Origin of the sequence: Stutzerimonas stutzeri, assembly GCF_024448895.1 — a bacterium.
Lineage (GTDB): Bacteria > Pseudomonadota > Gammaproteobacteria > Pseudomonadales > Pseudomonadaceae > Stutzerimonas > Stutzerimonas stutzeri_Q.
The window spans coordinates 60,510-73,405 of the sequence record NZ_JAMOIC010000003.1 but is presented as its reverse complement, the minus strand read 5'-3'; the positions used below and the strand labels follow the sequence as shown (position 1 = coordinate 73,405).

Sequence of the window (12,896 nt, the reverse complement as noted above, 5' to 3'; positions counted from 1 at the left end):
ATGCAGCAAGCTACCGCAACCGCCGCAGCAAAGCACAAGCGCTGGAACGCCGAGACGCTACTGATCCTGCTCGGCGTCGCCGCGCTGATCCTGGCGCCACTGTATTTCTACCCCGTGTTCCTGATGAAGGTGATGTGCTTTGCACTGTTCGCCTGCGCCTTCAATCTGCTGCTGGGATACACCGGCATTCTCTCGTTCGGACATGCGGCATTTTTCGGCGGCGCGGCCTACTTCACCGCTCATGCGGTCAAGGAATGGGGCCTGACGCCGGAGCTGGGAATACTCGTCGGCGTCGTGGGCGCTGCGGTACTGGGCGTGGTGATCGGCTTTCTGGCGATACGGCGCCAGGGCATCTATTCGACGATGATCACCCTGGCGCTGTCGCAGATGTTCTTTTTCTTCTGCCTGCAGGCGCCTTTCACCCATGGCGAGGATGGCATCCAGGGCATTCCGCGCGGGCACCTGTTCGGCCTGATCGACTTGAAAGAGCCGCTGAGCATGTACTTCTTCGTGCTGACGGTTTTCCTGCTCGGGATGCTGGCGATCTGGCGGATCATCAACTCCCCGTTCGGCATGATCCTCAAATCAATCCGCGAGAACGAGAACCGGGCCATCTCCCTCGGCTATTCGGTCTCACGCTACAAGCTCGGTGCGTTCGTCATGTCGGCCGCGCTGGCAGGGCTGGCCGGCGGGCTGAAGGCGCTGGTATTCCAGTTCGCCACGCTCACCGATGTGAGCTGGCAGATGTCCGGCGAGGTGGTGCTGATGACCCTGCTCGGCGGTATCGGCACCCTGGTCGGGCCGGTCTTCGGTGCGGCGCTGGTGACCAGTCTGGGCAATTACTTCGCCACTTCCGAGCTGCCGGTCACTCTGGTCACCGGCATCATCTTCATGGTCTGCGTGCTGGTGTTCCGCCGCGGCATCATCGGCGAGCTTTACGCGTCGCGCCTGGGACGGCGCATCGAGCGCTCGCGCGAGGATTGATCAGTTTCCTTCCAGATGCTCATGCAACTGGACGAACTGCTGAGTCAGCTTGTGCCGGGGATCGAAATGGATCAACGGCATGCAGACCTGATGCGACTCGCGCATCCGCACCGAGCTCATCAGGTGCACTGGCAGTACCGGCAATCCTTCAGCCAGTAGTTCGTCGATCATCTGCTGCGGCAGCGCGGCCCTGGGCTGGAACTGGTTGACGATGATGCCCTCAACCTCCAGCCCTTCGTTGTGGTCTTCCTGCAGTTCCTCGATTTCACTTAGCAGGCTGTAGAGCGCCTGACGGGAAAAGCTGTCGCAATCGAAGGGAATCAGGCAGCGATCCGCGGCAATCAGCGCTGACACCGTGAAGAAATTCAGCGCGGGCGGCGTATCGATATAAATGCGTTCGTATTCCTCGGACAGACTTTCCAGCAGCTTTCGCAACTTGTTGATCTTGTACTTGGCTTCGAGCTTAGGCTGCAGGTCGGCCAGTTCCGCGGTGGCGGTGATGATGTGGAGATTATCGAATCGCGTTTCACTGATCGGCGGGCGCGCCTTCTTGCCTGCCGCACCGCCGGCCAGCACCTGCTTGAAGTAATCGGCGATACCAGTGGGCAGCGCCTCGCCAGTGAGCCCGGTGAGGTAATGGCTGGAGTTGGCCTGCGCATCAAGATCGATCAGCAGGGTGCGATAGCCCTGCGCTGCGCTGACTGCTGCCAGATTGCAGGCGATGCTCGACTTGCCAACGCCGCCCTTCTGATTGAACACCACCCTTCGCATGGTCCGCCCTCGCTGTCTGCTGTGATCTGGAGTCTATACAACGCAGATGGCATTGAGGCTACTCCTTGTCCTCCCTTGCACATCACAGGCCCGCCGGCGCTTTGCTACTCTGCGGCAAAAATAAAGTGCAGGAGCTACCGTGACCCGACCACTGATTGCAATGCTGCTTTGCCTCATGGCATCGGCACTGGCGCCCCACATGTCGGCGGCCCAGGAAATTCAGCAGACACTGCGCGTTGGCATCACCGAAGTGCCACCCTTCGTGATTCAGGAGGCCGACGGTAGCTGGAGCGGCATCAGCATCGAACTGTGGCAGCGGATTGCGGAGCGCAACGGCTATCGCTACGAGCTGCTGCCGATGCCCTTCGACAGGCTACTGCCGGAGCTGGAGAACCGTCAGCTGGACGCCGTGGTCGGTGCGCTGACCATGACAGCCGAGCGCGAAGAGCTGATCGACTTCACTCACCCCTTCTACCGCACCGGCCTGGCGATCGGACTGCCTGCACAGAGCAGCGGCGGCTGGGGCGCTTTGCGGGCATTGTTCTCCTGGCAGTTTCTGAGTTTGGTGGTCGGTCTGGCGGCGCTGCTCCTGCTGGTGGGCGCGGCACTGTGGTTGTTCGAACGCCGACGCAACAGCGAACAGTTCGGCGAATCGTCCGTGCGCGGCGTAGGCAATGGCTTCTGGTGGGCGGCGGTGACCATGACCACTGTCGGCTATGGCGACAAGGCGCCGGTCACCCTTGGCGGGCGTCTGATCGCGATCATCTGGATGTTCGCCGCACTGATCATGGTGTCGACCTTTACCGCGGCGGTGACGACTACTTTGACGGTAGGCAATCTGCAAGGCGGTCTGCAAGGCCCGGAAGATCTGAGACGTGCCCACGTGGCGACCGTCGCCGGCACGGTCAGCGAGGCCTATCTGGACAACCAGCGGATTCGCGCCAGCCGATATCCTGACCTCAGCCAGGCAATGCTGGCCGTGCAATCAGGCGATGCCGAGGCGGTGGTCTACGACCTGCCGATCATGCAATACCGTAACGGCGAACTGGGCCAGGGCGGGCTGCGCTTGTTGCCCGGCACCTTTGAAAACCAGTCCTACGCCTTTGCCGTGTCCAGCCAGAGCCCGCTGCGAGAGCCCATCAGCCAGGCAATCCTGCAGATTACCGGCGCCAACCCATGGCAGCAGGTGCTGCAGCGCTACCTGGGCGCGCCTTGAATTGGCTCGGACGGGTCAGACCGCGACCGGCGCCTTGATGTGCGGATGGGCTTCGTAACCGACCAGCTCGAAATCCTCAAAGCGGAAGGCGAACAGATCCTTCACCTCTGGGTTGATCTTCATCGTCGGCAGCGGCAGAGGCTCGCGGGTCAGCTGCAGGTCAGCCTGCTCCAGGTGGTTGGCGTACAGGTGGCAATCGCCGCCACTCCAGATGAACTCGCCTGGCTGCAGATCGCAAACCTGCGCGACCATCAGGGTCAGCAGCGCATAGCTGGCGATGTTGAAGGGTACGCCGAGGAAGATGTCGGCTGAACGCTGGTACAACTGGCAGCTGAGCTTGCCGTCGGCGACGTAGAACTGGAACAGGGCGTGACACGGCGGGAGCGCCATCTGGTCAACCAGAGTGGGATTCCAGGCCGAGACAATCAGGCGCCGTGAATCGGGATTCTTCTTGATCATCGCCAGCAGGTTGGCAATCTGGTCGACCGACTCGCCGTTGGGTGCCGGCCAGCTGCGCCACTGGTAGCCATACACCGGCCCCAGCTCGCCGTTTTCGTCGGCCCACTCGTCCCAGATACGTACGCCGTTTTCCTTCAGGTACTTGATGTTGGTGTCACCCTGAAGGAACCACAACAGCTCGTGGACGATGGACTTGAGGTGGCACTTCTTGGTGGTAACCAGTGGAAAGCCCTCCGCCAGATCGAAGCGCATCTGATGGCCGAACACGCTGTAGGTGCCGGTGCCGGTGCGGTCGCTCTTGAAGGTGCCGTTCTCGCGCACATGGCGCATCAGGTCGAGATACTGTTTCATCGATGGGCTCGAAGCGGGCGTCTGCGCGAGGGCCTGGACGCGATGGAAAGAAATCCTGCAGATAGTAAAAGTTCGGCGCCCGGCTTGTCGCGCTCTTGCGACAAGCCGGAGGTGCCAATCAGGCCGATGCCTTGGCCGGCTCGCGGCGATAGCCCCAGGCAATCATGCCGAGGCCGATCAGCACCATCGGCACGCAGAGCACTTGCCCCATGGTCAGCCAGCCGAACGCCAGGTAGCCGAGCTGCGCGTCAGGGACGCGGACGAACTCGACGATGAAGCGGAAGATTCCATAGCAGACGGCGAACAGCCCGGACACTGCCATGGTCGGCCGCGGCTTACTCGAATAGATCCACAGGATCACGAACAGCGCCACGCCTTCGAGCGCGAACTGATAGAGCTGCGAGGGGTGCCGCGCGAGCTGCTGCGGGTCGGTGGGGAAGACCATCGCCCAGGGCACATCGCTTGCCTTGCCCCATAGCTCGGCATTGATGAAGTTGCCGATGCGGCCCGCACCCAGCCCGATGGGTACGAAGGGAGCGATGAAATCCATCAGCTCGAAGAACTTCTTGCCGTTGCGCCGCGCGAAGATCCAGGTGCACAACAGCACGCCGATCAATCCGCCATGGAACGACATGCCGCCTTTCCACACCTGGAAGATCAGCGTCGGATCATTGATGTAAGCGGCCAGATCGTAGAACAACACATAGCCCAGTCGCCCACCGACGATTACGCCCATGGCGACCCAGAACACCAGATCGGACAGTTTGTCCTTGTCCCAGCTCGGGTCGAAGCGGTGCAGGCGACGCGAGGCCAACAGCCAGGCGCCACCGATGCCGATCAGGTACATCAGGCCGTACCAGTGGATTTGCAGCGGGCCTAGCGAAACGGCGACTGGGTCTATCTGCGGATAAGGCAGCATCCGGGTTTCCTCAGATCAAAAAGTTGATACCGACGCTCAGCAACAGCAGCGCGAACAGTCGCCGCAGCATCAGCGGCGACAGGCGATGCGCGAGCTGCGCGCCGATACGGGCGAAAAACATACTGGTGATTGCAATGCCGACCAGCGCCGGCAGATACACGAAACCAAGGCTCCACTCCGGCAGATGCGCATCCTGCCAGCCAACCACGGCAAAACTCAACGCACCGGCTATGGCAATCGGCAGACCGCAGGCGGCGGAGGTCGCCACGGCCTGCTGAATCGGAACGCTGCGCCAGGTGAGAAAGGGCACGGTCAGCGAGCCACCGCCGATTCCGAAAATTGCCGAGGCCCAGCCAATCACTATCCCGGCGACTGTCAGCACAGGCTTGCCCGGCACCCCTGCGCTGGATTTCGGCTGCAGGGAAAAGCCCATCTGAACGGCGATGACGATGGCGAACACACCAATGATCTTTTGCAGCATCGGCCCCTGAATCGCAGCGGCGGTAAGGCTTCCAAGCGCCGCGCCGATCAGGATGCCAAGCGTCATCCAGCGCACCACAGCCCAGCGCACAGCGCCCTGGCGATGATGCGCAAGGATCGAGTTGAGCGAGGTGAACACGATGGTCGCCAGCGAGGTGCCAACCGCCAGGTGAGTCAGAATCAGCGGATCGATGCCCTGCGCGGTAAAACTGAACACCAGCACCGGGACGATGAGCAAGCCGCCACCAACGCCAAACAGGCCGGCCGTGATGCCCGCGAAGCCGCCCAGCAGCAGATAAAGCGCGAACTCCATCGGACCATCCAGAAAAACAAAGCGGCATGTTAGCGGAAAACGCCTTGATGGCGGAGCGACTGACCATCCTCCGAAGCGATCCGACGGCATCGTCGGCTGGCGACCTCGATGTGTTTTGGTCTAGCCTCGCAGTTCCGCTTTGCTGGTTACGCTCGCATGTGTCTGATCGTTTTTGCCTGGCGCCCAAACCACGAACTGCCGTTGATCGTCGCCGCCAATCGTGACGAATTCTACGAGCGCCCCACCCTTGCACTTGGCCGCTGGCTCGATGCGCCTGATATCGTCGCGGGCCGCGATCTGCAGGCCGGTGGCACCTGGCTTGGGATTGGTGCAGCCGGCCGGTTCGCCGCGCTGACCAACATCCGCGCCCCCGGAACACCCACCGGTGCGCGCTCACGAGGCGAGCTGCCCGAGCGTTATCTACGCGGCCAGCTAACCCCTCACGCCTATCTGACCGAACTGGCCGGGCATCTCGAACACTACGCGGGCTTCAACCTGCTGGTCGGCGATGAGCATGAGCTGTGGTACCTGAATTCGCACGCAGCGGTGCCCGAACAACTCGGGCCGGGACTTTACGGCCTGTCCAACGCCGCGCTGGATTCGCCATGGCCAAAGCTGCTGCGGGCACGGGACGCCATGCAAGGCCACATGGACGAACCTGATGCAGAAGAATTATTGCAGCTGTTGAACGACCCGGCGCTCGCCGAGGATGCGCAGTTGCCGAAAACCGGCGTGCCCTATGAGTGGGAAAAGAGGCTGTCCAGCATCTTCATTACCAGCGCGGACTACGGGACCCGAGCGAGCACCGTGTTGATCCGTCGCGCGGATGGCTCAGCAGAGATCACCGAACGCAGCTTCGGCCCGTCTGGCGCGCTGAGGGACAGCCACATCAGCCTGCCGCCCGCAGCCCCAAGTCGGTGAGGGACTAAAGCGCTGCCGACGGATTGACCATGCGATCAAGCCCGAGATTGCGCAGGGTCAGCTGCAGCGTGGCGCGAATCACCTGAGGGCTGTCCATCACCATCACCTTGGCCAACAGCTCGCGGGCCGTCACCGAGCTGATCTGACGCAGCATCCACTTCACCTTTGGCAGGTTGGTGGCGTTCATCGACAGACTGTCGAAGCCCATCGCCAGCAGCAGCATGGCTGCACCGGGGTCACCGGCCATCTCGCCACAGATGCTGACCGGTTTGCCCTCTTCATGGGACTCACGCACGACCCGCTGCAGCGCTTCGAGAACCGCCGGATGCAGATAGTCGTAGAGATCGGCCACCCGAGGGTTGTTGCGGTCAACCGCGAGCAGGTACTGGGTCAGGTCGTTGGAGCCGACGGAGATGAAGTCCACCTGACGCGCCAGCTCGCGGGTCAGATAGACCGCAGCCGGCACCTCGATCATCACGCCCACCGGGGGCATCTCGACGTCGGTGCCTTCGTCGCGCACCTCGCCCCAGGCACGGTGAATCAGGTGCAGTGCTTCTTCAAGCTCGCGCGTGCCGGAAATCATCGGCAGGAGGATGCGCAGGTTGTTCAGCCCGGCGCTGGCCTTGAGCATCGCGCGGGTCTGCAATAGGAAGATTTCAGGGTGATCGAGGGTGACGCGTATCCCGCGCCAGCCGAGGAAGGGGTTTTCTTCCTTTATCGGGAAGTACGGCAGGCTTTTGTCACCGCCGATATCGAGGCTGCGCATGGTCACCGGCAGCGGATGGAAGGCTTGCAGCTGCTCGCGATAGATCGCCATCTGCTCCTTCTCGCTGGGGAAGCGCTCCTTGATCATGAAGGGCACTTCGGTGCGATACAGGCCGACGCCTTCGGCGCCTCGCTCCTGCGCCCGCACCACATCGGCCAGCAGGCCGGTATTCACCCAAAGCGGAATGCGCACGCCGTCGGTGGTTTCGCAAGGCAGCTCACGCAGGATGTCCAGGCCTTCGGAGAGCTGACGCTCCTGCTCGGCCAGGACCAGGTATTGCTCACGCAGCACCTTGGCAGGATTGGTGATGATCTCGCCACGCGTGCCGTCGATGATCAGCTCGATACCATCGACCTTGGAATACGGCAGATCCACCGCACCCATCACCGTGGGAATCCCCATGGCGCGCGCGAGGATCGCTACGTGCGAGTTGCTCGACCCGAGCACGGAGACCATGCCCATCAGCTTGCCTTCCGGCACCTCGCCGAGCATTGCCGGGGACAGTTCCTCGCTGACCAGAATGGTGTTGTCCGGATAGGTCAGCGTCTGCTGGCGGGCCTGTTGCAGATAGCTCAGCAAGCGCCGGCCGATGTCCTTGACGTCCGAGGCGCGCTCGCGCAGATAGGCGTCGTCCATCATTTCGAAACGGCCGACGTGGTCACTCACCACCTGACGCAACGCACCCTGCGCCCACTGGCCGGTGCGGATGACCTTGGACACTTCGCCGCCCAACGCAGAGTCGTCGAGCATCATCAGATAGACGTCGAACAGCGCGCGTTCTTCCTTGCGCATCTGCGTCGCCAGCTTCTCCGAGAGCGCGCGCATATCGGCACGCACGCCCTCAAGCGCCGCCTCGAACAGCGCCAGCTCCGCCGGAATGTTGGTAACGGTCTTGTCCGGGACCACATCCAGATCAGCAGGCGGCAACACGACCACCGCCGTGCCCACAGCCGCGCCGGGTGCGCCGGGGATGCCAATAAAGCGGGTTTCCTGAATGCCTTTGCCCTGTCGGCCAAGGCCTCGGATCGAACCGGTCGCCTCGGCATGGGCGATAACCCCGGCGAGCTGCGCGCTCATGGTGACGAGAAAGGCTTCTTCGCCCTCATCGAACAGGCGCTGCTCTTTTTGCTGGATGACCAGTACGCCCATCACACGGCGGTGGTGGATGATCGGCGCACCGAGAAAGGAGGCGTAGCGTTCTTCGCCGGTCTCTGCAAAGTATCGGTAGCGAGGGTGCTCGGAGGCGTGCTCGAGATTGAGCGGCTCCTCGCGGGTACCCACCAGGCCAACCAGGCCCTCGTTGGGCGCCATGCTGACCTTGCCGATGGCCTTCTTGTTGAGGCCCTCGGTGGCCATCAGGACGAAGCGTCCGGATTCAGGATCGAGCAGATAGACCGAGCAGACCTGGCTGCCCATGGCCTCCCGAACTCTCAGCACGATAATGCCCAAGGCCGCCTTGAGGTCCTTGGCGGCGTTCACTTCCTGGACGATCTTGCGCAGCGTGCCGAGCATGCTCAGGGGCTTTCTCCCGTCAGTCCCGCGCCAGTAGGCGCGGAGCGAGTTCTTTTAAGGCGCGACGATAAACCTCGCGCTTGAAGGTAACCACCTGACCCAGCGGATACCAGTAACTGACCCAGCGCCAGCCATCGAACTCGGGCTTGCCGGTGAGATCCATGCGTACACGGTCTTCGGCCCCGGTAAGGCGCAGCAGGAACCATTTCTGTTTCTGACCGATGCACAGCGGCTGGCTATGGGTACGAACCAGGCGCTGCGGCAGACGATAGCGCAACCAGCCCCGGGTGCAGGCGAGGATTTTCACATCCTGCTGTTCCAGGCCGACTTCTTCGTTGAGTTCACGGTAGAGCGCTTCTTCCGGCGTCTCGCGCGGGTTGATGCCGCCCTGCGGAAATTGCCAGGCATCCTGATTAATCCGCCGGGCCCAAAGCACCTGCCCGACATCATTGGTCAGGATGATGCCGACATTGGGGCGAAAACCATCGGAGTCGATCACGGCATACAACCTCGCAAACGCATGTCGCGGCATTGTTCCACAAAAACGCGAAAAGCAGAAAGCGCAGGGCAAAGCCATTGATCTACCCGGACTGCGGCCGGCACAAGCGCTTGGCGACTGCCATCCACTGGGTATTCCCGCTATGCTTCGCCTTCTTTCATCGCCCGAGGAACGCAGCGTGCGCCTGGCTCTTTTCGATCTCGACAACACCCTACTGGCCGGCGACAGCGACCATGCCTGGGGCGAATTTCTCTGCCAGCGCGGCCTGGTAGAAGCCGATGCCTATCGCGCGCGCAACGATGCTTTCTATCAGGACTACCTGGCCGGCGAGCTGGACGTCGCGGCGTATCAGAACTTCTGTCAGGAGCTGCTCGGTCGCAGCGAGATGGCTCAGCTTGCCCAATGGCATGCCGAATTCATGCGCGACCATATCGAACCCATCGTGCTGGCCAAGGGTGAGGCGCTGGTGCGCCAGCATCATGAGGCAGGCGACCGTGTGGTGATCATCACCGCTACCAATCGCTTCATCACCGGGCCGATCGCGAAGCGCCTCGGCGTGGATACCCTGCTGGCCACCGAATGCGAGATGCAGGACGGACGCTACACCGGTCGCCTCACGGACGTCCCATGCTTTCAGGAAGGCAAGGTCACGCGGATCGAACGCTGGCTGCAGGAGAACGACCAGAGTCTGGATGACAGCTACTTCTATAGCGATTCATGCAACGACCTGCCGCTGCTGGAGCGGGTCAGCCATCCGGTTGCGGTCGATCCCGACGCGACGCTAAGGGAAATCGCCCTGCAGCGTGGCTGGAGCGTTATCAGCCTGCGCTGACCAGTCGCCGCAGGCTGGTAGATGACTACGGATGTGACTAGACCGGCTTGGCGCCCATCAGCCCCATGATGACGATCAGGATCAGCAGGATCAGCCCGGCGTACACCAGCGCAAAGCGTGGGAGCCGAGCCGGTGCCGGGGTATCGCCTAACGCCTGCCAGGCGCGCAGCCGGCCACCGAGCAGCAGCCCGAGCGGCACCAGCACAAGAAACAGAATCGAGCTGGCCAGCAACCACAGCTGGCCAAGCGGAAAGCCTGCCAGATGCGCCAGCCACCAACCTGTCACCGGGAGCAGCAGCGCAAACACCGCAAGCAATGGCAGCGACATCAGCCGAGTCCGGCGCAGCTTCTGTTGCAGGACAGCTGGGTCGGCACGCCGCCAGGCTTTCCAGAGCATGACGATGTGGGCGATCAGCCCGAGCGTTAACAGAATTGCCAGTGCGGCATGGACGATATTCAGCAGCTGATAGTGTTCCATCGATCCTCGCGGTACGGCTGGTCAGCCGAGAAACAGTTGGTAGGCAGGATTGTCGGTTTCATCCCAGTAGCGGTAGCCGATCTTGTCCAGCGCGGCGGGTAAAAGGTGACGCTCCTCGGCCGGCACCTGCAGGCCGGCGACCACCCGGCCATCCGCCGCACCGTGGTTGCGGTAGTGGAACATCGAGATGTTCCAGCGCCCGCCCAGGTTATTCAGAAAGTTGAACAGCGCACCCGGCCGCTCGGGAAACTCGAAGCGGTAGACCACCTCGTCGCTGACGCCGGAAGCATGCCCGCCCACCATGTGCCGGGTGTGGAGCTTGGCAAGCTCGTTATCGGTGAGATCCAGCACCGGAAAACCTTTGGCCCTTAGCCCCTCAACCAGTGCCGCGCGCGGGTCGTTCTCCGGATGGGTCTGCACGCCAACGAAGATGTGCGCTTCGCGGTCCTGATGGTAGCGGTAGTTGAATTCGGTGATCTGGCGCTTGCCGATGGCCTCGCAGAACGCCTTGAAGCTGCCGGGCTCCTCGGGGATTGTCACGGCGATGATCGCCTCGCGCTTTTCGCCCAGCTCGGCGCGCTCAGCCACATGGCGCAAGCGGTCAAAATTCACATTGGCACCGGAGTCGATACCGACAAGCACCTGACCCTCGATGCCCTCGCGCTCCACATAACGCTTGATCCCGGCCACCGCCAGCGCGCCCGCCGGCTCGGTTATCGAGCGGGTGTCGTCGTAGATATCCTTGATCGCAGCGCAGATTTCGTCGGTGCTGACGGTGATCACCTCGTCGACGTAATCCTTGCAGATATCGAAGGTGTGCAGGCCGATCTGGGCTACGGCAACACCGTCGGCAAACAATCCAACCTGCGGCAGCACAACGCGCTCGCCGGCCGCCATGGCCTGCTGCAGACAGTTGGAATCATCCGGCTCGACACCAATGACCTTGATGTCCGGCTTCAGATACTTGATGTACGCCGCGACGCCCGCGATCAAGCCACCACCGCCCACCGGTACGAAGACCGCATCGAGCTGGCCCTGGTGCTGGCGGAGGATTTCCATCGCCACGGTCCCCTGCCCGGCGATCACGTGTGGATCGTCATACGGGTGGATATAGACGTAGCCCTTTTCCTCGACCAATTTCAGCGAATAGGCCAGCGCCTCGGGAAAGGCATCACCGTGCAGCACTACCTTGCCACCGCGGGCGCGCACGCCCTGCACTTTCAGCTCCGGCGTGGTGCGAGGCATGACGATGGTCGCCTTGATGCCCAGTTCGCGCGCCGCCAGCGCCAAGCCTTGCGCATGGTTGCCGGCCGAAGCCGTAACCACGCCGCGCGCCAGCTCCTCGGCCGACAGCTGCGCCAGCTTGTTGTAGGCGCCGCGAATCTTGAAGGAGAACACCGGCTGCAGATCCTCGCGCTTGAGCAGAATCTGGTTGCCGAGACGCTCGGAAAGCTGGCGGGCAGGCTGCAACGGAGTTTCCACCGCAACGTCGTAAACGCGCGAGGTGAGGATCTTCTTGACGTATTGTTCGAGCATCGTGGGCTATCTTGGCGGGCCTTGCGGGGCAGACGAGTCTACTCTGCGAAAAACCCGCCGACCACCGGCAATCCGCGCACAAAAAAGCCGGATAACCTCAGCAGACAAGACCCGGCCCTCGGGGCGCCGCTATACTTTCGCACCTCGTTTCTCTCAGCCCGGACCCATACGCCATGACTCAGGATCAACTCAAGCAGGCCGTCGCCCAGGCCGCCGTCGACCTCATCGTCCCGCAGCTCACCGACCGCAGCGTCGTAGGGGTCGGCACCGGCTCAACCGCCAACTTCTTCATTGATCTGCTGGCCAAGCACAAGGGCTTCTTCGACGGCGCAGTAGCAAGCTCCGATGCCACCGCCGAGCGCCTCAAGGGGCACGGCATTCCGGTTTATGACCTGAACTCGGTATCGGAACTGGAGTTCTACGTCGACGGCGCGGATGAAACCAACAGTCACCTGGAGCTGATCAAGGGCGGCGGCGCGGCATTGACCCGCGAAAAGATCGTCGCCGCAGTTGCGCGAACCTTCATCTGCATCGCTGACGGCAGCAAGCTGGTCGAACGCCTCGGCGAGTTTCCCCTGCCGGTCGAAGTGATCCCAATGGCGCGCAGCCATGTGGCGCGCGAACTGGTCAGGCTGGGTGGCGATCCGGTCTACCGTGAAGGCGTGGTGACGGACAACGGCAACGTCATTCTCGATGTGCACAACCTCATGATCGGCTTTGCCCCGGATGTCGAAGCGCAGATCAACAACATCGTCGGCGTGGTCAGCAACGGCCTGTTCGCCGCACGCCCGGCCGACATTCTGCTGCTGGGCACCAAAGACGGCGTGCAGACGCTCAAGCGCTGACCCACTCCGAGCCA

At 62.3% G+C, this 12,896-nt stretch carries 13 protein-coding genes; 5 read left to right on the top strand and 8 right to left on the bottom strand.

Annotated features, from left to right (window positions below; genetic code table 11):
* Positions 1–984, top strand: a complete 984-nt coding sequence (locus NA619_RS04355; RefSeq protein ID WP_255960299.1) for a branched-chain amino acid ABC transporter permease — start codon at positions 1–3, stop codon at positions 982–984.
* On the opposite strand, the gene NA619_RS04350 is transcribed toward NA619_RS04355, so the two are convergent.
* Positions 985–1,755, bottom strand: a complete 771-nt coding sequence (locus NA619_RS04350; RefSeq protein ID WP_255960297.1) for a ParA family protein — start codon at positions 1,753–1,755, stop codon at positions 985–987.
* A 139-nt stretch (positions 1,756–1,894) separates the two neighbouring features.
* Here NA619_RS04350 and NA619_RS04345 point away from each other — a divergent pair, with 139 nt between their 5' ends.
* Entirely contained in the window at positions 1,895–2,971 is a 1,077-nt protein-coding gene (locus NA619_RS04345; RefSeq protein ID WP_255960295.1) for a transporter substrate-binding domain-containing protein, read from the top strand.
* A 15-nt stretch (positions 2,972–2,986) separates the two neighbouring features.
* Here the strand turns inward: NA619_RS04345 and NA619_RS04340 are convergent, their stop codons facing one another.
* The 3 genes from NA619_RS04340 to NA619_RS04330 form a co-directional block, all read right to left on the bottom strand.
* On the bottom strand, positions 2,987–3,781 hold the full coding sequence (locus tag NA619_RS04340) for a thymidylate synthase (RefSeq protein ID WP_255960293.1): 795 nt from the start codon (positions 3,779–3,781) through the stop codon (positions 2,987–2,989).
* Positions 3,782–3,899: 118 nt separating this feature from the next.
* The gene (lgt, locus tag NA619_RS04335; RefSeq protein WP_255960290.1) at positions 3,900–4,700 is read right to left on the bottom strand and encodes a prolipoprotein diacylglyceryl transferase; all 801 of its coding nucleotides are present in this window, start codon (positions 4,698–4,700) and stop codon (positions 3,900–3,902) included.
* Between the two features lie 10 nt (positions 4,701–4,710).
* The gene (locus tag NA619_RS04330) at positions 4,711–5,493 is read right to left on the bottom strand and encodes a sulfite exporter TauE/SafE family protein (protein WP_255960288.1); all 783 of its coding nucleotides are present in this window, start codon (positions 5,491–5,493) and stop codon (positions 4,711–4,713) included.
* Positions 5,494–5,649: 156 nt separating this feature from the next.
* Between NA619_RS04330 and NA619_RS04325 the strand changes: the two genes are divergently transcribed.
* The gene (locus NA619_RS04325; RefSeq protein WP_255960286.1) at positions 5,650–6,414 is read left to right on the top strand and encodes an NRDE family protein; all 765 of its coding nucleotides are present in this window, start codon (positions 5,650–5,652) and stop codon (positions 6,412–6,414) included.
* A gap of 4 nt (positions 6,415–6,418) precedes the next feature.
* Here the strand turns inward: NA619_RS04325 and ptsP are convergent, their stop codons facing one another.
* A complete protein-coding gene (gene ptsP / locus NA619_RS04320) occupies positions 6,419–8,692 on the bottom strand; it encodes a phosphoenolpyruvate--protein phosphotransferase (RefSeq protein ID WP_255960283.1) in 2,274 nt (757 codons plus the stop codon).
* 19 nt (positions 8,693–8,711) lie between these two features.
* Entirely contained in the window at positions 8,712–9,191 is a 480-nt protein-coding gene (locus NA619_RS04315) for an RNA pyrophosphohydrolase (protein WP_045432287.1), read from the bottom strand.
* 178 nt (positions 9,192–9,369) lie between these two features.
* Here NA619_RS04315 and NA619_RS04310 point away from each other — a divergent pair, with 178 nt between their 5' ends.
* Positions 9,370–10,023, top strand: a complete 654-nt coding sequence (locus NA619_RS04310) for an HAD family hydrolase (protein WP_255960281.1) — start codon at positions 9,370–9,372, stop codon at positions 10,021–10,023.
* Positions 10,024–10,060: 37 nt separating this feature from the next.
* Here the strand turns inward: NA619_RS04310 and NA619_RS04305 are convergent, their stop codons facing one another.
* The gene (locus NA619_RS04305; RefSeq protein ID WP_255960279.1) at positions 10,061–10,501 is read right to left on the bottom strand and encodes a DUF2269 family protein; all 441 of its coding nucleotides are present in this window, start codon (positions 10,499–10,501) and stop codon (positions 10,061–10,063) included.
* A gap of 21 nt (positions 10,502–10,522) precedes the next feature.
* Complete coding sequence (gene ilvA, locus NA619_RS04300; protein ID WP_255960277.1) at positions 10,523–12,037, bottom strand: threonine ammonia-lyase, biosynthetic; 1,515 nt, start codon at positions 12,035–12,037, stop codon at positions 10,523–10,525.
* Positions 12,038–12,210: 173 nt separating this feature from the next.
* Here ilvA and rpiA point away from each other — a divergent pair, with 173 nt between their 5' ends.
* Positions 12,211–12,882 (top strand): ribose-5-phosphate isomerase RpiA, encoded by a 672-nt coding sequence (gene rpiA / locus NA619_RS04295; protein WP_255960275.1) that lies wholly within the window; start codon positions 12,211–12,213, stop codon positions 12,880–12,882.
* Positions 12,883–12,896 lie beyond the last annotated feature (14 nt).

Coding starts and splice junctions, on each gene's coding strand:
- NA619_RS04355 (WP_255960299.1), top strand. CDS start 1: ATGCAGCAAGCTACCGCAACCGCCGCAGCAAAGCACAAGCGCTGGAAC.
- NA619_RS04350 (WP_255960297.1), bottom strand. CDS start 1,755: ATGCGAAGGGTGGTGTTCAATCAGAAGGGCGGCGTTGGCAAGTCGAGC.
- NA619_RS04340 (WP_255960293.1), bottom strand. CDS start 3,781: ATGAAACAGTATCTCGACCTGATGCGCCATGTGCGCGAGAACGGCACC.
- lgt (WP_255960290.1), bottom strand. CDS start 4,700: ATGCTGCCTTATCCGCAGATAGACCCAGTCGCCGTTTCGCTAGGCCCG.
- NA619_RS04330 (WP_255960288.1), bottom strand. CDS start 5,493: ATGGAGTTCGCGCTTTATCTGCTGCTGGGCGGCTTCGCGGGCATCACG.
- NA619_RS04325 (WP_255960286.1), top strand. CDS start 5,650: ATGTGTCTGATCGTTTTTGCCTGGCGCCCAAACCACGAACTGCCGTTG.
- ptsP (WP_255960283.1), bottom strand. CDS start 8,692: ATGCTCGGCACGCTGCGCAAGATCGTCCAGGAAGTGAACGCCGCCAAG.
- NA619_RS04305 (WP_255960279.1), bottom strand. CDS start 10,501: ATGGAACACTATCAGCTGCTGAATATCGTCCATGCCGCACTGGCAATT.
- ilvA (WP_255960277.1), bottom strand. CDS start 12,037: ATGCTCGAACAATACGTCAAGAAGATCCTCACCTCGCGCGTTTACGAC.
- rpiA (WP_255960275.1), top strand. CDS start 12,211: ATGACTCAGGATCAACTCAAGCAGGCCGTCGCCCAGGCCGCCGTCGAC.